Genomic DNA, 20,083 nt, shown 5'->3' with positions numbered 1-20,083 from the left:
GGCGGCCCCGGAATGTGGGAATCAGCGTTCGCCCAGCGACTGCTGCAATCCCTTGGTGATGGGTTTGGCGAGGTACTGCAGCACCGTGCGTTCGCGCGCCTTGATGTCGACGCTGGCGGTCATGCCCGGGCGCAGCAGGATCTGCTCGGCCGAATGGTGTTTGAATTCCGCCTCGCGGATCAGGATGCGCACCCGGTAGTAGTGCGCCGGCCCCTGGCGGGTTTCTTCCTGCAGCACGTCGGGGCTGATGTAACTGACCTCGCCCTGCATGGCCCCGAAGATGGAGGCGTCGTAGGCGTCGACACGGACATTGGCGCGCTGGCCCACCTTGACGAAGGCGATGTCGGCCGGGCTGACGCGGGCTTCGGCCAGCAGGTCGCCGCTGGTCGGCAGGATTTCCATGACCGTCTCGCCGGGGCGCACCACGCCGCCGATGGTGTTGACGCGGATGTTGTTGACGATGCCGTCGGCGGTGGCGGTCAGGCGCGTCTGCTCCAGCACCTGGCTGCGGTCGCGCAACTGCTCGGTCTGCGTGGTCAGGTCTTCCTGCGCCTTGGTCATCTCGGCCTGGGCGTCCTGGAAATACTTGTTGCGGCGGCTGGTCATCTGCGCCTCGATGTCGGCCACGGCCCGCTGCAACCGCAGGATCTCGGCCTGGCTGACATCGCCGGTGGCCACCAGCTTGCGGTTGATGGCCAGCTCCTGGCGCGACAGCGCCAGCATGTTGCCCAGCGCGGCCAGGTCTTCCTCGATCGCGGTGCGGCGCTTCTGGTAGAGGTCGCGCTGGTTGCGGATGTAGTCGTCGTAGCCGCTCAGGTCGTCGGGAAACGCCAGCGGCTTGCCGTAGACCTCGGCGTGCAGGCGCGCCAGGGTGATGCGCAGCGCCGCCACCTTGGCGTTGCTGTCGGCCACCGCGGCGCGGGCGCGCGCTTCCTGCAAGGTCACCAGCACGTCGCCGGCGCGCACGGTGTCGCCCTCGTGCACGTGAAGCTGGGTCACGATGCCGCCGTCGGGCGACTGGATGACCTGGGTGCGCGCCGCCGCGATGATCTGCGCCGGCGCGCGCGTGACCTGGTCGATCTTGCCGACCGCGGCCCAGGCCACCAGCGCGCATAGGCCGGCGAACATGGCGCGCAGGCACCAGCGCGCGCGCCGCCGCGGCGGCACCAGCGACAACGCCTGCCAGACTTCGCCCACGATCACCGGCGCGCCGCCGGCCTGGGGCCGGGACGGCACCATGGATCCGCGCTTCATGACGACACCCCCGCGATACCGGGCGCGACAGCGGTCACGCGCGGCTCGCCCTGGCGCCTGACGCCCAGGTCCGCCAGCACCGCCTCGCGCGGCCCGTCCTTGACGATGCCGTGGCCGACCATGACGATGATGCGGTCGGCCAGCGACAGCACGGTGGGTTTGTGCGTCACCATCACCAGCGTGGCGCCGGCCTGCGCCTCTTCGGCCAGCACGCCCAGGCAACGGCGTTCCTGGTCGTCATCCATGGAGGCGGTCGGCTCGTCCAGCAGAATGATGCCGGGCTTGCACAGCAGCAGGCGCGTGAACGCGACCAACTGGCGTTGTCCACCGCTCAGGCCGCGGCCGCCCTCGACGATGGGCCGCTCCAGGCCCTTGGGGTGGGCCGCCACGATGCGGTCCATGCCGGTGCGGCGCATGGCGCGCAGGATTTCCTCGTCGCCCGGATCGGGCAGGCCGATCAACAGGTTCTCGCGCAACGAGCCCTGGAACAGGCGATGATCCTGTTGCAGGTAGCCGATCCGGCGGCTCAGCACCTGGCGGCTGATGTGCGACAGGTCGAGGTCGTCCAGCAGCACCCTTCCCGATTGCGGCACGTACATGCCCGTCAGCAAGCGCAGCAGCGTCGATTTGCCCGAGCCGATGGGGCCGATCACGGCGATGCGCTCGCCCGGCTTGATGAGCAGGCGCGGCACGCGCAGCGCCGGCGGATTGTCGCCGTAGGCAAACGACACGTCTTCGAGCAGGAAGCGCCCTTCCAGGCGCTCGGGCACCAGCGGCCGCCGCACGCCGTGGTTGTCGGTCTGCAATTGATAGAGCCGCTCCAGCCCCTCCTCGGCGGCGCGCGCGTGGGCGCGTTGCACCAACAGGCCCGGCACCTGCAGGATCGGGGTCAGGATGCGGCCGCTGAGGATGGAGCAGGCAATCAGCGCGCCGGTGGTCATCTCGCCGTGCATCACGGCCAGGGCGCCCGCCACGATCAGGCAGGCGTAGCTGAGCTGCTGCACCGACGCGCCCAGGTAGCCGACGTTCTCGCTGAGATGGCGCAGCTTCAGATCGTTGACGATGGTCTGGGCGCTGACTTCGAGCCAGCGCGACAGAAAGCGCCAGCCGCCGGCGCCGGCCTTGATGGTCTCGGCGCCCTCGACCGCTTCCACCAGCAGCCCGGTCTTGAGGTTGGCATAGCCGGCGCCTTCCTTGGCCTGACGCGCCACGCGGCGCTGCGACGACAGGCCGATGATCAGCGCGGCCAGCGCGAAGACCAGCAGCACCAGGCCCACCAGGGGCGTGGCCAGCGCCATCACGATGGCGATGAACACCAGCGCCATCGGCAGATCGACCAGCGCGAACAGCGAGGACGCCGTGTAGAAGGCGCGCACCTGCTCATAGCCGCGGATCTGCGCGGCCAGCGATCCGACCGAGGCCGGCATCTGGTCGATGCGCACCTGCATCAGGCGATGGAAGATGTCGCGCGACAGCATGCCATCGACGCCGACGACCACGTGGTCCATGACCCGGGCGCGGGCGATCTTGACCGCCAGTTCGATGAGCACGCTGACCAGCACCCCGCAGGCCAGCACGAACAGCGTGTATTCGCCGCGCGTGGGGATGACCCGGTCGTAGACCTGCATCGAGAACATGGAGGTGGCCAGCGCCAGCAGGCCGATCATGATCGACCCCAGGCAGGCCTCGATCAGCGCGCCGCGATGCGGCCGGATGGCCGCGTGACGGCGCGCGCCGAAGGTGGCCGCCGCCGCGTTGCCGGCGGGGCCGGCGTGCGCGCCCGCGGTTTCGGCGCCGGACAGCGCATCGGCCAGCCGCAGCCGCATGCAGCGATCGGCGAGCGCCGGGCCCGCCACCATCACGGTGTCCGCGCCGCAATCGACGGCCCAATCGCCACCGGGCGCCAATTCGATCACCAGGCCCCAGCGGTCGCCGGGCAGGTGGCACAGCAACGGCAGATGCGCCGGGTCGGGCGCGGCCAGGGGCTGCGGCGCGTCCACGCCGAGATGGCGGCACAGCAGTTCCAACTGCCCGAGCGCCAGCGGCGCGGCCTCGCACAGACGCAGGCCGGACCGCAGCCGCATCGGATCGAGCGCCGTGCCTTGCATCGCGGCCAACCGGTTCACGGCCCAGGCGAGCGAGTCGAGGGCGGTCTTCACCTGCGCGGGCCGGGTCAAGGCTGCAACTCCGTTTCGCCCAGCCGCACTTGCAGGCGGTAGACCGAGGCGGCCAGCGCGGCCTGGGAATCGGCCTCGGCATACTCGTTCTGCGCCAGTTCGCGCACGGCGTTCAGCAGGTCGATCCAGGATTTGCGGCCGGCGGTGAATTGCCGGGAATAGGAGTCCAGCACATGGCGCGACCCCGCGACCGCGCTTTGCAGCGCGGTCAGTTGGCGTTCCGCCGCCAGGTATTGGTCGACGTCGCCGAACATGGCCTCGCGCTGTTCCAGCCAGGCCGCCTCGACCGACTGGCCGGCCGCCGTCACGCGTTCGCGGATCGCGTCGGCCTCCAGGCCGGTCGCGAAGCCCGCGCCGGGGGTATAGCGGATGCCCACGAACACCGAGGTGCCGCGGTCGGTGCCGGCGCCGGGGTAGGCATCGCCCAACGGCTTGTTGACACGCAGGTAGGCGGTGGGCCAGCGCTGCGCATGCTTGGCGTCGAGCTGGGCCTGCATCACGGCCACGTCGCCGCGCGCCACTTGCACGGCGGCGCTGTCACGCGCCAGGGCGGCCAGGTCTTGGGCGCGCAGGCGCGCCGCGACCGCCTTGACGGTGGCCAGATCGGGCCAGCCGGGCAAGGCGTCGGCCTGCGCGTCCAGTCCGGACAGGCCGGCCAACTGTTCCAGCCGCTGCGCGGCCAGACGCAAGCTGGAGCGCGCGGCCGCCAGATCGACTTCGGTCTGCCGCAGCCGCGACAAGGCCAGTTCGATGTCCACGGCGGGCGACGCTTCGGCCGCGACGCGGCGGCGGATCTGCGCCTCGTAGCCACGCAGCCGGGCGATGGTTTCGCGCGCCACCGCGGCCTTGTCGCGGGCGCTGATCAGGGACTGCCAGGCGCCGATCACTTGCAACGCCAGTTGCTGGCGCTGCCACACGACGCGCGCCTCGCTCTTGCCGACATCGGCGCGGGCGCGGTCGATGTTGGCGTTGAGCTGACCGCCGTCCCACAAGGTCTGTTCGAGCTGGAGGCCGCGCGAGGCGGGAGAATTGGGCGAGGTGGAATGCGATTCCATGACCACCGAGGCCGCCGGCCACCAATGGCGCCGGGCCGCATCCACGTCCACGTTGGCCGCGGCCACTTCCTGCACGGCGGCGCGCGCCAGCGGATGGCCGGTGACGGCGGCGTTGACCAGCGCCTGCAAGGTGACGGCGGCGGCGGGCGGCCGCGGGGTGACGGCGGCGGGCGGCCCGGCAAGCGCCACGCATGCGCCGGCCCACCAGGCCAGCGCGGCGATTGCGCCGCGCACGCACAGCGTGGCGGCCACCGAACGCTGCCGCCCCCGGGTGCGAGACGAGCGCGCCGGCGGCACCGGCAGGTTCGCCGGCGCCACGGCCGACTGCCGTGCGGGCCGGAACATTTGATTGACGCGTTGAAGGATCACCCAGCGCCCCACGGACGGACGCGCGCGGCTTCCGGATTGCATGCCACGAATTTCTTCCAATGTGTTCAGACATGCGCGCGGCCATCGCCAGGCCGGCACGCCTTGTTGTTGCGGAAACGAGAACAGTTTTTCTTGCAGGGATTTAATCATCCACGTCGGGGGGAATTTGGCGTTGGCGCATTGAAGGATTTTTCCGCTTGGCGATTTCGCCAACACGGCCACGAACGCCGCCGCATGAGCATGGGCGCGTTGGTGCAAGAGAGCTATGATTGCCCCCTATCGCCCGCACAATTCTCGTGAATGCTCACAAAATGCGAGGGTTGGTCTGAAAGTTATGGCGCTGATGGCCGGCGCGTCCCACGTCCGGCGCGCGGGCGATGAAGCCGCGCCGGCGGCACCGCAACGCCCTCTTTCAGAACAGGTGCTTGATGCCGAGATAAACCATGCCGGCGCGCGCGCCGGCATCGGCGGGCGCGAGTTGCGGCGAGCCGTTAGGGCTGCCCAGCCAGAAGTTGTAGCGCCCGTTGCGCGCATTGCGCAGCGCCACCAGCGTGGCATCGAGCGTCGTGCGGCGGCTCAGCTTGTACTGGTAGCTCAACGACAGCATCCTGGCGCCGGTGTGGTCGAGCGTGCGCCCGTCCAGGCGCATCGGCAACGCCTGGCCATAGGTCAGCGACACCAGGTGCCGGCCCCAACCGTAATTGACCGGCACGGCATAAGCGTAGCGATCCTGGCTGACGCCGCTGGCGCGGTCGATCACGCGATTGCGGTCGACCACCGCGCCGATTTGCCACCCTTCCCATTTGTAGCCGACGGCGAAGCGGTCGGCGGTCTGATCCAGGTTGCCGGCGATCTGTGCCGGCGGCCGGCCCTGGCTGGTGCGCACCATGTGGAAGTAGCCCAGCTTGAACGGCCCCCGTGTGTAGGTCGGCCCCACGTACCAGGTATGGCTACGCCCGCTGTCGCCGTGCGCGCCGTCGAACGAATAAGTGGCGATGCCCGAGAATCCGCGGATGTCGGGCGCCTCGTAGCGCACGGTGTTGTTGAGGAAGGAACCCGCGAAGTGCGCGCCATTGACGGTTCCCAATACATTGAGCGAGTTGGCCGCCCGGGGCGCGGCGTCGAAGGCGCCATGCGGGTCGTTGACGAACCAGTGATGGCTGAAAAAGACCGACTGACGGCCGAGCAGCAGCCGCCCGAGGCCACTGTGGTCAAAGCCCAGGTAAAAGGCGCGGCCGCGGCCTGGCACGCCGTTGTTCGCCGCGTAGTCCCATTCCAGATGGAACACCGTGCTCAGCCGGTCGTTCAGGCGTTCGCGCCCGGCCAGGAAGAAATAACTGGTGTTGTTGGCCATCTGGAAACAGCTCATGGGATCGGCGCCGGGACGGCCGGAGCCGCTGACCTGCGACGCCTCCAGGCCCAGCTTGATCTGGCCGCCCAGCACCAGGTTCGACGCCGCCCCCTCTGCGGTGGCCTGCGCCAGCCCTGGCAGGGCATTGAGCGCAATCAATACCGCCTTGCACGATGACAGTCTCTTGATCATGATGTTGTCTCTCTCCGATCTTGTCATACCGGGCGCCGACAGGATCCGCGCCCAGGGTTTTCGCCGCGAGTCGTTCGCCCGCGGTTCCCAACCATTCATAGCTGGCGGTTTTCGCCATGGATGCGATCGCCCTCGACCCAGCAGGCGTGGGTGCCGATGGCCATGCGCTCGGGCAACAGGATGCGGGCCACCGGCCCGTGGCCGATGTTGGCCGCATCTAGGATGAGGATCTCGGACGTATTGGCCTGCATGTCGGCCACCATGCTGATGAGGTAGCCGTCGTCTTCGTCCACGGCGCCGATGCGTCGCGCCATCTGCGGTTCGCTGCCAAAACGGCCGGGGCCATATTCATGGCGCGCGGTCGCGCCGGTCAGCAGATCGAAGCGTTTGATGCCGTTGAACAGCCATTCGCCCGGCTCGTACAGCACGTTGTAGCTGTAGCGATACGGCAGGCCGACGAAGTCATTGCTACACACCGGGAACTCGCTCACCTCGTCGTCCAGGTACTGCTCGGTGGTCTTGCCGGTGCGCAGGTTGAAGCGCCAGCGGTGCATGTGGGTCTTGTTGCGGTGCTTGTCGAGGTTGGCGCGGATGCGGTCGTAGATGTTGCCGGCGGCGTTCACGGGCACCGGCTTGTGATCCGGCATGATGCAACCGTCCATCACGACCTCGTCGCCGTCCTCATAGCAGTTGGTAAGGTGCAACACGTAGCAAGGCGTGCCCTCGAACCAGCGGATCTGCGTGTTGTCGCCATGACGCGGGATAATGCCGAAGCGCGCCGGCAAGTCGCGGTTGAAGACCAATTGGTGCTTGCCCGCCTTCAGCCCCGCCGGGTCGAAGAACAGCGGCAGGTCATGCAAGATGGAATAGTGCTGCGTGATGCCCAGGTCGTGCGGCCAGCGCGCGCCGGGCAGTTCGATCGGCACGTAATGCACCAGCTCGTTGTGGCGGTCGACGACGCCGTAATGCATGAACGGCCAATGTTCCGGATAGTTGAAGAACATCATCTCGCCGGTGCGCGGATCGACCTTGTAATGGGCGCTGACGCCGTCGGGCACGCGGCGCGCCCAGTTGGCGTCCGGCCCGAGCGTGTCGAGCGTGATCGGGTCGAGCCGCCAGGGTTCGCTGCCTTGCGACATGCTGGCGATAAGACGGCCCGCATGACCCAGGACGTCCGTGCCGGCGTTGTCCTTCATGGCGCCCATCGCGCCCCAGCCCCGATAGGTGCCCAGATCCGGTTGCAGCACACCCGGCCACAAGGACCGGCCCGCAGTCTGCTCGGCCAGGAACCCCGTGGTGCGGACGAACCGGTTGCGATAGGTGGCGCGTCCATCCTCGAAATGTATGGCGTGCAGCATGCCATCGCCGTCGAACGGATGGTACGTGCCCAACGGCGCATGCACCTGGTTGTGGGTGTTGCGCACGAAGATGCCGTGCAGGTCGCGCGGGATCTCGCCGATTACGCGCAGGCTGTCGGTGTCGGCGGTGTATTCCACCCGGTTGGGTGCGAACAGCCCCAACAGGAAGGGATTGTCGGTGTTCTCCCCCGCCTTGACATCATAGGTGTGTACGATTTCCAGCATTTGCTTTCTCCAATAATTGCCTTTGGCAATGATTAAGACGTGCCAATCCCTGCCGTTGCCGGCATGGGTAAGATCGCGCGTCAATGATCCAGCCGCACCGCCGCGCCGAGCCTGGGCGCCACAGGCAGCGGCCTGGCGGCAATCGCCACCGCTTTTTCTTCCGAATAGAAGTTGCGCAGGCTCTCTATCCCCTCACGGCCGACGCCGGACTCGCCGACGCCACCGAACGGCATGCGCAGATCGAACACCATGGGTGAGTTGATCATCAGCGCGCCCGTGCGGATACTTTGGGCTGCCGCCATGCTTTCATCGAGCCGATTGCTCCACAGGTAGCCTGCCAGCCCGTAGCGCGTATGGTTCGCCAGGGCGACGGCCTCGTCGAAATGATCGTACTGAAGCACGGTGGCCACGGGGCCGAATACTTCTTCCTGGCACACGCGCACGGCGGGCGAATCGGCCATCAGCACCGTCGGCGCCATGAAGTAACCGGGCCCGTCGCCCGCGCGCGCGCCGCCGGCCAGCACGCTGACGCCATCGCCCGCCGCCGGCCGGCAATAGGCGAGCACCCGTTCGAGATGCGCGGCATAAGCCAGCGGCCCCATCTCGGTGGCCGGATCGAATGGATCGCCGACGCGGATGGCGTTGGCCCGCGCCAGGAAACGTTCCAGGAAGGCGTCGGCGATCCGGCGCTGCAACAGGATGCGCGAGCCGGCGAAACACATCTGCCCGGCGTTGCCGAAAATGCCCAACAGCGCGCCATCGACCGCCTGATCCAGATCGGCGCTATCCGAGACGATGCAGGCCGATTTGCCGCCCAGTTCCAGATCGCACTTCTTCAGGCCGGCCCCCGCCACCGCGGCGATCCGCCGCCCCGCAGCCCCGCCGCCCGTGAAGGACACCAGGCCCACCGCCTCGTGAGCGACCAGGCTGGCGCCGGTCACCTCACCGCGCCCATTGACCAGATTCACCACCCCGCACGGCACGCCCGCCTCAGTCAACAGCGCCATGAAGCGATGCAGCGCCAACGGCGTGTATTCCGATGTCTTGATCACGCAACTGTTGCCGAAAGCCAGCGCCGGCGCGATTTTCGAGGTGGCGAGCATCAGCGGCGCGTTCCAGGGCGAAATCAGCGCGCACACGCCGACCGGATCGCGGTGCACATAGCGCTGATAGCGATCGTCAAGCCGCACCGCGCGTTCGGCGCCCTGCGATAGGTGGTCGGCGTAGAAGCTGAAGTTGCGCACAACCCGGGCGATGACCGCGGCGGGCGCCTGGCTGGCCGGAATGCCGAGATCGATGCTCTCCAGCCAGCACAGTTCGCGCGCATGTTGTTCCGTCAGCTCGCAGACGCGCCGCAGGATCGCGGCCCGGCGCTCGGTCGGCAGCCTGCGCCAGGTGCCCTCGGCATAGCTGCGGGCGGCCGCCCGTACGGCCAGATCGACCTCGGCGCCGTCGGCTTCTTGCAGATGGGCGATGACGGCCTCGGTAGAAGGATTGATCACAGGCAGGTGATGGCTGCCGGCGCGCGGCGCAAGGTAGGCACCGTCAACGTAGCTCGTGATCAGCGCGGCAATGGGATAGGTCATGGCAATCTCGAAGGCGGAACTCGGAAGGTGGCTATGGGTGGTGGCTGAAATAGCGATAGCGCCGTCAAGGCGCCCATATGCCGCCGTTGACATGCAAGACCTGGCCGGTCATATAGCTGGCGGCGGGCCCGGCCAGGAACAGGATCGGGCCGACCATCTCCTCGGGCTCGCCCAGGCGCGCCAGCGGCACCCTCTGTTGGAAGCTGTCCATGTCGATGCCGCTCTGGCGCACCGGCCGGCCGGTGCCCCCCTCCAGGAAGGCCGTGCGGAACACTCCGGGGGAGACGACATTGACGCGCACGCCCGGCGCGCACTCGGTTGCCAGCGCCTTGCCCAACGAGACGACGCCGGCCTTTGCCGCCGCATAGGCGGCGTAGCCACGATGCACGACGCGATGGCCGAAGGTCGATGAAACCAGCACGATCGACGGCTTTTCGCCCCTGGCCAGCAACGGCAACGCGGCGCGCGCGATCAGGAAGCATCCGCGCAGGCAGCAGTCGGTGATCGCGTCCCACTCGGCCACGCTCTGGTCCTGAATCAGGATCTGCTCGCCGGTGTAACCGGCCAGATTGACCAGGGTATCGAGTCCCGACCAGGCCGCTTCCAGCGCCGCGAACGCCGAGGCGATGGCGGCCTCGTCGCTGACGTCGCACGGCAGGGCCAGAACGCCCGCCGGTGGCGGCGACTGTTCCAACGAGCGCGGCAGGTCGAGCACGGCGACCCGCAGCCGGGCTTGCCGCGCGGCCGCCACGAGCGCCTGGCCCATGCCGCCGCAGCCGCCGACAATTGCGATGCGGGCGCCGGCGGGCGGAAGAAATTGCGGTGTGGTCATGATTCGTCTCCTTCAGGAATGTGACGACGAGGCGCCTTGCGGCGATGAAGCAAAGGGATCGATCGGCTGGCGGTAGCGCCACAGCCGCGCCGCGGCCAACACGGCGACGATGCAGAACGCGGCCGGATACCAGGCGGCCCACCCCTCGTCGCGCTGCACCAGCAGCGCCAGGAACAGCGGCGTGGTGCCACCGATCACGGCGGCGGCCAGGTTGTAGCTGGCGGCGATGCCGGTGTACCGGACCTGGGCGGGAAAGCTGCGGATCAGCAGCACAAAGGACAGCGTGACGATGCCGGAAAGAAACCCCACGACGGCAAAGCGCAGCGGCAGCGTGGCCGGCGTCACGCCGTGATAGAGCCAGAACACCCCCGCTACCAGCGCCAGCGCGCCCACCGTGAATGTGGTGCGCACCCCCGCGCGATCACTCAGCCAGCCGGCGGTGACGTCCCCGGCAATCAGCAGCAACGACGCCAGGAACTGCGCGCGGTAGACGATGGCCGGGTCGAACCCCCGCGTGGTGATGAAGTGCGCGACCGGAAACTGATGCAGTCCCGACGTCACGACCGCCGTCATGCACGCGACCAGCATGCACAGCAACAGCTCGGGACGGTGCCGGGCGAGCAAGCGCTTGACCGGCACCTGCCGCGCCAGCTCATTGCGCTGACGCATCTGCAAAAACACCGGGGTCTCGTGGGCGTAGCGCCGCAACTGCGCCGAAGCCAACCCCAACAGCCCGCCGAACACGAAGGGAATGCGCCAGCCATAGTCGTACATGGCGGCCTTGCCGATCACGGCCGTGAGCGCCGCGACGGAACCGGAACCGAGCAACGAACCCAGCGCAAGACTCGCCGAGAGGATGCCGCAGGACAGTCCGAGGCGCTGTTGCGGTACGTGTTCGGAAACGAAGCACAATGCGCCCGGCAGTTCGCCGCCGATGGACAGCCCTTGCACCATGCGGCAAAGCAGCAGCAGCACCGGCGCACACACGCCGATCGCGGCATAGCCGGGCAGGCAGCCGATCAGTACCGTGGGCACGGCAAGCAGGATCAGGGTGAAGGCGAACATCTTCTTGCGGCCGATGACGTCGCCTAACGACGCCAGCACAATGCCGCCCACCGGCCGGATCAGGTAGCCCGAGGCGAAGATGCCGAGCGTCTGCACTTGGGCCAGCCATGCCGGCATATCCTTGGGGAAAAAGTGCTGGCTTATGATCGGCGTCAAATAGATGAAGATGATGAACTCGTAGAATTCAAGCATCCCGCCCAGCGTGGCGATGCCGAGCGCCTTGGTCTGTTCGCGGCTCATGCGCTGGGTTGCCTGCCGCGAGTCGGCCGACGCGACAGCGCCGCCGCCGGTCGCAGCACCGGTGCTGGATTGGGTCATGATGTTGTCTCCGGACGCACCTCGGCTTGGCGGGCGCGCATCCTTGTCGTGTTGGGGAAAACTACGCGTCAGTCGAGCATCCAGCCGGCAAGCAGGCGGGCCAGGGCGTCGGGTTGCTCAAGCGGTATCAGATGCCCCGCCGGCCCGAGTACCCGCAAGGTGCCCGTTGCGGCCTGCGCGCGCATGGCGGACATCACCTGTGGCGGATAGATCGGGTCATCGCTGCCCGCGATCCACAACAGATTCAGGGGCGCGCGCAGCAAACCGCTGCGATCGGGCCGGGCCAGACAGGCCAGCGCATGCGCCACAAAGCAGCGCGCCCCGTAAGCCTCGACCATCTCGCGCCTTTGCCGCTGAAGCGGCTCGTCATCGCGGTGTTCAACATGAAAGGCGGCGGTGCCCTGGGCCAGCGTGCGCGCGACGTACGCCTGTTCCATCGCCGCGCCGCCCGCCGCGAGCGCCAGAACCGCGTCACGCCGGGCCCGGCTCTGCGCCGGCGTATCCGCCTGCGGTGTGGTGCCTATCAGCGCCAGCCCCCGCACACGCTCGGGCGCGCGTTCGAGAAGCGCCATGGCCACATATCCCCCGAACGAGAAGCCCGCCAGCCAGAATCGTGCCGGCAGGGTCTTGAGCAGTTCCTGCGCAATGGCGTCCACGTCCGGCAACGGCGGCAAGGCCGGCGCCAGCACGGGTCGCTCTCCCGGCAGACGCGCGATCACCGCGTCCCAGATGGCAGGCGTATTGTTCAGGCCATGCAGCAACACCAATGGGGCCGGGCTCATTTGGGCGTCCCGACACGGCGCGCCAGGAAGTCGAGCAAGGCGTGGTTGAACACCGCCGGCTGCTCCGCCCAGGCATAGTGCGCGGCGGCAGGCACCGATACGAATTCCGCGCCAGGAATGGCCTGCGCCAACGCCCGCATCTGTTCGGGCTGCCCCACCGTGTCGAGCTCGCCCGCGATCGCCAGCGTCGGTACCGCGACGCGTGCCAACGCGGGAGCGCCCTGGTAGTCGACGATGGCGTTGATGGCCGCGACGAACGTTTCGCTGCGCGTGGCCATCGCCACCCGCAGCACCCTGTCCACCAACGGCCCGCTCGAACCCGGCGCCAGCATGGTACGCAGCAGGGGCTCGGCCGCCGCCGACAGCGTCTTGCCTTGGGCCAGTGGCGCGATGCGCTCTTCGAGGAACACCCGCTGATCCTCTTTGGACTTGCTCGAGAACGAGCCCACCGTGGCGGACACCACCAGCCCTTGAACCCGTTCCGGCCCGAGCTTGACGGCCGCCAGCGGCGCGATGATGCCGCCCATGCTGTGCCCGAGCAAGACATTGGTGCGCGTGCCAGTAGCCGCGACCAGGTCGGCGCAGGCGCTTGCCGCCATCTCGATCGAGTAGGGGCTTGGCAATTCGCTCAGACCATAGCCGGGCGCGTCCCAGGCCACCACCCGGTAGCCCTGCCCCGCCAGCGTGGCGATCAGGTCGCGGAAGTACTGACGCGATCCGTAGGCACCGTGCAGCAGGTAGATGGTGAATGGGCCGTGGCCCGCCACTTCGTAGTCCGGCAGCCGTGAAGTCATGGATTTCCCCTTAAATTTGCCTTGAGCAATTGTTGCCTTGAGCAATCAATTTAACGGGAGACCTTTGCCGAGAGCAAGCAATTGCATGCGATAATTCGCTCACATTAGGGTTTTCCTGATCCGATGGGCCGGCTTCCATGGCCGCATCGGCACAGGCCGGCCGCAATACGGAAAAGCACGGGGAATGATGACGACGAAAGAGAGCTTCGATTTGCAGTCATGGCATTCCACGGTGCTGGCCCGCCTCGCGCGCGCCTACCATGCTTCGACCAATGGGTTCGAACGATTCACCGGCATGGCCAGCACCCGCTGGCGCTTGCTGTTCCTAGTTCACAGCAAAGGCGTCTGCACCCAGAAAGACCTCACGCAGCAGATTGGCGTGGATCCCGGGTCGATCACGCGCCAGATCAAGTTGCTCGACCAGGACGGGCTGGTGGCGCGCAGCGCCCATCCGCAGGACAACCGCCTCACCGAAGTCCGGCTGACCGCCAAGGGACTGGCGACGGTCGAGCGCGTGCGGGCGCAACGCGCGGTGTTCCTGCAAGAGATGATGAAAGGGTGCTCGGCCAAGGAAATCGACGCGTTCCTGGTCGTGCTGGACCGCATCGCGATCAACCTCGATCATCCCGACATATTGAAAGTGCTGGATCGCTGATCCCGCGCAGCGCGATCTCCGAGCCCGGCAGCCGCGACTTCGCCGTACTCACGCGTTGGATACTCACGCCTGGTGCCGCGTAATGCGCCGCAGCGGCTCGCAGGAAATAATCTATTGAAACTCGACACCTGGGGTCGATCCGGGGTCACGCCTTCATGCCCGAGCTTGGCGGCGGGAGGCTTGTGAATGCGATGGCGCGGCTGTTGCACCCACTGCCGCACGCCGGGGCGCGGCCACTGCCGGGCGGCGTAGGCTTTGAGGCGTTCGGGGACGGCATCGCCGTTCATGATAGAGGCTGCGCAAGCAGCCGTTCAGGTCAAAGGTCTGAACGACCGCCTCGGAGCCGCATGCGTGATGTCGCTGTTGCACCCTCGGTCGAAGGAATGACTCAGGCGGTAAATCGCTTGAGAACCAACGACGCATTTACACCGCCGAAGCCAAATCCGTTGAGCATGGCGTACTCTATGGCGTGAGCACGCGCACTGCCGGCGATCAGGTCCAGGCCATCTGCCAACGGGTCTGGATGTTCCAGATTCAGCACAGGCGGTGCAATCTGGTCACGCAAGGCCAGTACTGTGAAGACTGCGGCGGCCCCGCCAGCAGCTCCCAGCATGTGGCCCAAGGCGGATTTGGTGGCCGTAATGGAGGGGCCGGAGCCTACTCCAAACACTTGACGAATGGCTGCTAGTTCACCTCGGTCGCCCACGAGGGTGGAGGTCGCATGAGCGTTCAGGTGTTGAATATCGCTTGGTTGCAACCGTGCCTGGCGCAACGCTGCGCGCATCGATCGCGCGGCGCCAGATCCATCCTCCGGCCCCGACGTGACATGGTAGGCATCGGCAGAGGTGCCGTAACCCACAACTTCGGCTAGGGGCCGGGCACCTCGCGCCAATGCATGATCCAGAGCCTCTAGCACCAAGCCCATTGTGCGTGGGCCAGAGCCTGGTCTGCAGCGCCCAAAGCGAACGCGATGAAACGATCCATGCGGCGTAGTTCCTTCGCCGAAATAATGGCTTCGGCGCTCCACCCGGCTTGCGGATCCTCCTCCAGGCTTGGCACCCGTCCAGCGATGGAAACGCCTGTGCCTTCACACACGCCTGTATCCAAGGCGCGGACCCCGGACTGACCGGCAAGCAGGCGTTGCCAGGCTACCTCCACATTGCACCCTAGAGGAGAAACCAAGCCCAAGCCGGCGATGACTACCCGCGTGGATGCCGCCGCACGCCTTTATCGGGAAAAGGGTCTGGATGGTGTGGGCCTGGCCGAGATCACACGCCATGTAGGGTTGACCCATGGCGGGCTGTACCGGCACTTCGAGTCCAAGGATGCCCTCGCGCGCGAGGCATGCTTGCGTGCGTTTGAATGGACGATTACGCCACCAGGCGGATTAGACTGTTCAGAGGCAGATGGCACATCCGCAAACAGACTCCGTGCGCTGGTGCACGGCTATCTTTCTGTGTCCCACCGCGACCACCCCGGCGAGGGGTGCCCTGGTGCCGCACTGGCAGCAGATGCCGCAAGAGCGGGACCAGAAATGTCAGAGGTCTTTGCGCAGGGGGTGGAACGCAACTTTCAGCGCCTTATGAATGTGCTCCAAGATGATGCCGTCGTGGCCAAGCGCCCTCAGACTATCGTGATCCTCAGCAGCATGATTGGCGCCTTGATCCTCGCTCGCGCCACGGCAGCAGGCAATCCCGCGCTTTCGGAAGAAATCCTGGCAACCTTGCGGCAGCATTTAGCCCCATAGGCGCGCGAATCAGACACGCGCTTGCAGTTTTGAAGCACATCTCAAGTTAGCGTTTGGTGCCGAGTCTCATTGTCGTCCTGGCGCCAAGCCTCGATCTCTCGATTGGCCTCGGCCAAAGATTCAAACCCGTGCAGATTCAGGCATTCGTCCCTGAATGGTCCATTGAAGGTTTCGATGAAGCTGTTGCCGGTCGGGTTGCCCGGCCGGCTGAAGTCGATCTGCATCCAGACCGACACAGCCTCTGCCGCACGCAAGCACTCAACCCAAGCCGCTATCCTCCGGTCACGGACCACGCCCTTAACAAGCACACAGAATAAGGATCAGCGATGAAATCATATGTCACGCGACCAACCTCTTCCAGAACCCCTTCTGCGCTTACTGCACAAGTAATTCCCAAGAGATTGTTGCCAAAGGACTCTGTAGCGAACAATCGCACGGTCTCGCCATCAACTGAGGCACCAATTCCGTATATCCCATTGGTGCCGCGCGCGAGAGTTTGGGTATCACCTATGGTGAGGTCAGCGGCCGGATCCTTAATAAAGTTATAGTTTATTTTGTCGTTGTTGGCGGAAGTGTATACGGCCAGCAGGGAACCGCTAGGCAGGCGTAGCAATTTAAGCAGCGCAGAACGGATGGCACGGAGCGGCAACTCCTTGTCCGCGGTTTCCAAAAGCTCCATATTTATATCGTACTTTTGGACTCCAAAATATGGATTCGGCTCGCCCCATGGATATGACAGGCCAATATAAGCATTTCCTGACGAATAGTCGATCGCTAAACTGGAGGATCGGGCTGCCGCGTCCGTCGGCAACAGCATTGTGGGGAGGGTAGATTGATTCTCGTATGGGAACTGCAAGTTCGCAGTATCCCTATATGGCAGAATTACTTGTATACAATTCGAAGGACTCAACGCTGACCCGGGCCTCGGCGGCGGAGCGGAATTAAATTGGGGTGAGCTTTTGGATAGATCTTGGCCCTTGAGAAACCGTGGCCATGCCTGCGTCGTCCACGCAATGCCATTGTCCGATACTGAGATGAATAGATCAGTCCCAATGGCATGCATAATATAAACCGCGTTGTTGACGAATTGCACGGTGAAGCTACGGCCATCACAACGACACCCCGTATCAAACTCACCCTCCCATTTTTGGAATTTCTCGTTATATCGCCGGTACAAGATTTTTTGGTTGGTGGCGTCAGGCCCGTTGATGTAAAAAATATAAAGCCCAGGTGCATTGTTAGAGAACTGGAAGCGGCTGTAGGCCGATTGCCCGCAGGCAAGGGCAGCCAAGTCAACCGATTCGCCTTGTGGGTTGTTATCAACGAAACTTATCTCCGCGGTTCCGTTGGTCGCAGTCGTTACCTGTGTTTTCTTCGTGCCATCTTCAAAGGAAGCGCTGGAGGTATCTGGCAATACGAAGGTGACCGGCGTCGGCGTGGAGAAGGGTTTTCCTTTATATGTCAACTTGGCGGTCGCGCTATTCTGACTCTTCCCGTCGGAGGCGCTGTTATTTGTTTGCGGAATCAACGCAAGCTTGTAAACCAGCGCGGAAGCCTGCGAAAAATGGAAGTCTTTATAGGCACTCTCACCACCATAACAGGCCTGCAGCGTCACCGTCTCGCCCGGCAGATAGGAGTCGCTGAAGGTGGCGCTCGCCGTGCCGTCTTCCTTGGTTTGTACTTGTATGCTTTTTTCACCGTTTGCAAAAGCAGCCCATTTGTCGCCGGGAAGAATAAGCAGAACCGAGGCCTTAAACACAGGATGCCCGGCTACTTTTACGCTTATCGCCACTCCGTTCTCAGAGGCACCGTCGGCAGGTGCCCCGTCATTTAGGCGAGTCAACTCTATCGCCGGAGTCTCCCTCCCCGCTTTTGCGAAGCTGAAAAAACAGCTCGCGTTTACGCCGCCACATAGCGCATTTAATGCGACCTTGGCCTCTCCCAATGGGTTAATGTCCGCGAATTCGACCGTAGCTATGCCACGTCCATCTAGCAGGACTACTTTCTGCTTGGTGTTGTCGTCGAACGTCGCAAAGCCACTCTGGGGTAGCGTAAACACCACGGGCGTAGACTGTGCCGCTGGCTTACCTCCGTAGGTTACTGACAGGATAGCGGAATTTTTCGAGATTCCGTCGGCCGGCTGACCGTCCAGTCCGGGCAGGAGGCGGAGTACGTAGCTCACCACAGGGACAGCCGCAAAGTAGAAGCTCGCGGTTTTCTCCGTACCCCCGCATCTCGCATTGACCACTACAGGGTTTTCTCCCTGAGGGTTATGGTCGACAAAATTCACCTTCACTCTGCTTTGCTTTCCATCGGGGTCTGGCGTCAGTTTCGGCGATATTGCTTTTTGGCCATTGGAAAACTCTGCGAATAAGGTCGGCGGCAGTGTAAAAGTAATGGTCGTTGATTGAGACGGTGCGGCTCCCTTGTAGCTGACCACCGCCTCAAGCTCATTGGAGGCGATCCCATCCGCTGGTTGGCCGTTCAGCACTACATTGAGCTGCACGTCGTAGTCATAAGTTGGCGCAGGCGTGAAGAAAAACTCTGTAGTGGTTTCTTGCCCGCCGCACTGCACATTCAAAGTAATATCTTTCTCGCCCAACGCATACACATCGACGACCTCAATCGTTGCTACGCTCGCCAACTTTTCATCGTTGGGCACGAGCACCACTTCCTTACGCTTGGTTCCGTCGAGGAAGGTCGCGTACATATTCTCGGGCAAATTGAACAGTGCCTTTGTGCCTGCCGGAAGGTTCTTCCCTTCGAAACTCGCGGTTAACTTGGCGACGTCTCTGGACACGCCGTCGGAAGGCTGTCCGTCTATTTCCTTGGAGAGCTGAAGGTCATAAGTGTGGACATTAACTTTCGCGAAGCTCAATATCACGAAAGCATCTTTGCCGACCGACTTGGCGTTTACCGTTACACTCTCGCCAACCGGATAGCTATCGACAATTGATGCCCAGGCCTTTGACAGGCCGTCTTGCGGATCCTTCTTTGTGAGAACCGTCATTAACTTGGTTCCGTCAAGGAATGTTCCGAACTCCGCGTCGGGCAAAAGGAAGGTTACAGGTGTTCCAACGGGTACCGGCCGACCTTTGTCAGAAACCACCGCATAGACAACGTTCGCGGATAGCCCGTCGGCGGGCATGCCGTCAGTATCTATGGTCAGATCGACTTGGTATTTATGAGCGGGAGTAAAGGTGAACGAGTGGCTAACTGAGTTGCTTTGGTCACTTGTCACAAACGCTCGAAGATAGGCCGTTTCCGCAACATAGTCGGTAAATGCCTGCTGTATAGTGCCTGACGCGTCGGTGCTGCTCGAAACCTGTGCGGCACCGGTAGCGGAGAACGTCGCGTATTCAGATGGAACCCCCGCACTATCAACCAACTCCATCGTGATATGAACGTCATCAAGGGGCTGATTGAGGCCGTCGGTCACTGTGACCGTTGCAACAATGCTATTGTCCACCGGCGCAAAGCCACCATTGGGATCCAAGCGCACCTGTAGGCATGGGGTTACATCATCGAGCTTGTTATTTCGCGCCATTATTTAACCACCAATTTTTTAATAAATTGAGCATAAATATATATGCGACATCAGCAGGCTCGGGATGCCACAGCACCGCATGACGACGACCGCACGGACAGCACTTTTCAGTTGTCGCTTCCATGACGCGCCAAAGCTCCGACAGACCGACTCTTCCCACGTATTTTTGTTATTTTCTCAAGTTGGCTGTGTGACGAAGTTTGAAACTCGTCTGGAATTTTTGACATTGGCATTGGATGACCTTGATTTTTTTTGTAGCCGTCCGGCCCCCGCGTTATGGTGACTGCGTTTCGATCGCGTAGGATTGCGCAGAGAGCAGTGCTGAGCAGTTACTCGATGAACTTGCGACCGGATCGACGACGGCCGAGGCGGAGCAGGACACGTTCATGCTGTTGAAAAAGGCGCTAATCGAGCGGGCGCTGGGGACCGAACTGGGTCAACACCTGGGCTATCGCGCCAGAGCTGCATATTCCGCGTGATCGCGACGGCAGCTTTGCCGCGATCCTGATCCCCAAGCAGGCGCGGCGGTTCCCAACGGCGACCTCTACAGCAAGTTTGGACGACCGAACGATGTGATCCTCAACCCGTACCCGCCCACACATCGAGGCGTACTCCAAGCGATCCAACGACATTACTGACGAGCTGGACGCTCTGGGCCTGGATCGCCAGACCGCCACCCGATCCCAGAAACAGACGGTCGCCCTGAAAACCCGCAAAGGCAAAGCGCCGGAAATCAACCGGGAAGAACTGCAAGCGGACTGGAGCAGGCAGGAGAA

General features: G+C 64.2%; 13 protein-coding genes and 3 pseudogenes. 3 read left to right on the top strand and 13 right to left on the bottom strand.

Annotated elements, in window-relative coordinates; genetic code table 11:
• Positions 1-21 precede the first annotated feature (21 nt).
• The 10 genes from ACN6O8_RS03825 to ACN6O8_RS03780 all read right to left on the bottom strand — a co-directional run bounded on the left by ACN6O8_RS03825 (position 22) and on the right by ACN6O8_RS03780 (position 13,358).
• Entirely contained in the window at positions 22-1,254 is a 1,233-nt protein-coding gene (locus ACN6O8_RS03825) for an HlyD family efflux transporter periplasmic adaptor subunit (protein ID WP_427989735.1), read from the bottom strand.
• Positions 1,251-3,431: an ATP-binding cassette domain-containing protein gene (locus ACN6O8_RS03820; RefSeq protein WP_427989734.1), complete on the bottom strand. Its 2,181-nt coding sequence runs from the start codon at positions 3,429-3,431 to the stop codon at positions 1,251-1,253. Before ACN6O8_RS03820 ends, ACN6O8_RS03825 begins: the two co-directional genes overlap by 4 nt.
• Entirely contained in the window at positions 3,428-4,831 is a 1,404-nt protein-coding gene (locus tag ACN6O8_RS03815; protein ID WP_427989733.1) for a TolC family protein, read from the bottom strand. Before ACN6O8_RS03815 ends, ACN6O8_RS03820 begins: the two co-directional genes overlap by 4 nt.
• A 436-nt stretch (positions 4,832-5,267) precedes the next feature.
• A complete protein-coding gene (locus tag ACN6O8_RS03810; protein ID WP_427989732.1) occupies positions 5,268-6,398 on the bottom strand; it encodes a porin in 1,131 nt (376 codons plus the stop codon).
• A gap of 95 nt (positions 6,399-6,493) precedes the next feature.
• Entirely contained in the window at positions 6,494-7,981 is a 1,488-nt protein-coding gene (locus tag ACN6O8_RS03805; RefSeq protein WP_427989731.1) for a carotenoid oxygenase family protein, read from the bottom strand.
• Between the two features lie 80 nt (positions 7,982-8,061).
• Positions 8,062-9,567, bottom strand: coding sequence for an aldehyde dehydrogenase family protein (locus ACN6O8_RS03800; protein ID WP_427989730.1), 1,506 nt, complete (start codon positions 9,565-9,567; stop codon positions 8,062-8,064).
• Between the two features lie 64 nt (positions 9,568-9,631).
• The gene (locus ACN6O8_RS03795; protein WP_427989729.1) at positions 9,632-10,399 is read right to left on the bottom strand and encodes an SDR family NAD(P)-dependent oxidoreductase; all 768 of its coding nucleotides are present in this window, start codon (positions 10,397-10,399) and stop codon (positions 9,632-9,634) included.
• Between the two features lie 12 nt (positions 10,400-10,411).
• Complete coding sequence (locus ACN6O8_RS03790; RefSeq protein ID WP_427989728.1) at positions 10,412-11,782, bottom strand: MFS transporter; 1,371 nt, start codon at positions 11,780-11,782, stop codon at positions 10,412-10,414.
• Positions 11,783-11,850: 68 nt separating this feature from the next.
• Positions 11,851-12,546 (bottom strand): alpha/beta fold hydrolase, encoded by a 696-nt coding sequence (locus ACN6O8_RS03785; protein WP_427990157.1) that lies wholly within the window; start codon positions 12,544-12,546, stop codon positions 11,851-11,853.
• 14 nt (positions 12,547-12,560) lie between these two features.
• Entirely contained in the window at positions 12,561-13,358 is a 798-nt protein-coding gene (locus tag ACN6O8_RS03780; protein WP_427989727.1) for an alpha/beta fold hydrolase, read from the bottom strand.
• Between the two features lie 184 nt (positions 13,359-13,542).
• Between ACN6O8_RS03780 and ACN6O8_RS03775 the strand changes: the two genes are divergently transcribed.
• Positions 13,543-14,013 (top strand): MarR family winged helix-turn-helix transcriptional regulator, encoded by a 471-nt coding sequence (locus tag ACN6O8_RS03775; protein WP_427989726.1) that lies wholly within the window; start codon positions 13,543-13,545, stop codon positions 14,011-14,013.
• A gap of 388 nt (positions 14,014-14,401) precedes the next feature.
• On the opposite strand, the pseudogene ACN6O8_RS03770 reads toward ACN6O8_RS03775, so the two are convergent.
• A pseudogene (locus tag ACN6O8_RS03770) lies at positions 14,402-15,210 on the bottom strand (beta-ketoacyl synthase N-terminal-like domain-containing protein).
• On the opposite strand from ACN6O8_RS03770, the gene ACN6O8_RS03765 reads away from it, so the two are divergent.
• Positions 15,209-15,760: a TetR/AcrR family transcriptional regulator gene (locus tag ACN6O8_RS03765; protein ID WP_427989725.1), complete on the top strand. Its 552-nt coding sequence runs from the start codon at positions 15,209-15,211 to the stop codon at positions 15,758-15,760. The pseudogene ACN6O8_RS03770 and the gene ACN6O8_RS03765 sit on opposite strands and share 2 nt — an antisense overlap.
• A 41-nt stretch (positions 15,761-15,801) precedes the next feature.
• On the opposite strand, the pseudogene ACN6O8_RS03760 reads toward ACN6O8_RS03765, so the two are convergent.
• Together ACN6O8_RS03760 and ACN6O8_RS03755 are read right to left on the bottom strand one after the other, a co-directional pair.
• Positions 15,802-15,984, bottom strand: a pseudogene (locus tag ACN6O8_RS03760) (integrase core domain-containing protein); the annotation flags it as partial.
• Between the two features lie 47 nt (positions 15,985-16,031).
• A complete protein-coding gene (locus tag ACN6O8_RS03755; RefSeq protein ID WP_427989724.1) occupies positions 16,032-19,307 on the bottom strand; it encodes a hypothetical protein in 3,276 nt (1,091 codons plus the stop codon).
• 600 nt (positions 19,308-19,907) lie between these two features.
• Between ACN6O8_RS03755 and ACN6O8_RS03750 the strand changes: the two are divergent.
• Positions 19,908-20,027, top strand: a pseudogene (locus ACN6O8_RS03750) (hypothetical protein); the annotation flags it as partial.
• Positions 20,028-20,083 lie beyond the last annotated feature (56 nt).

It is taken from the genome of Achromobacter sp. (genome assembly GCF_050285565.1).
Classification (GTDB): Bacteria; Pseudomonadota; Gammaproteobacteria; order Burkholderiales; family Burkholderiaceae_B; genus Achromobacter.
The sequence above is the reverse complement of the archived record's forward strand: the minus strand, read 5'-3'. Positions and strand labels throughout refer to the sequence as shown.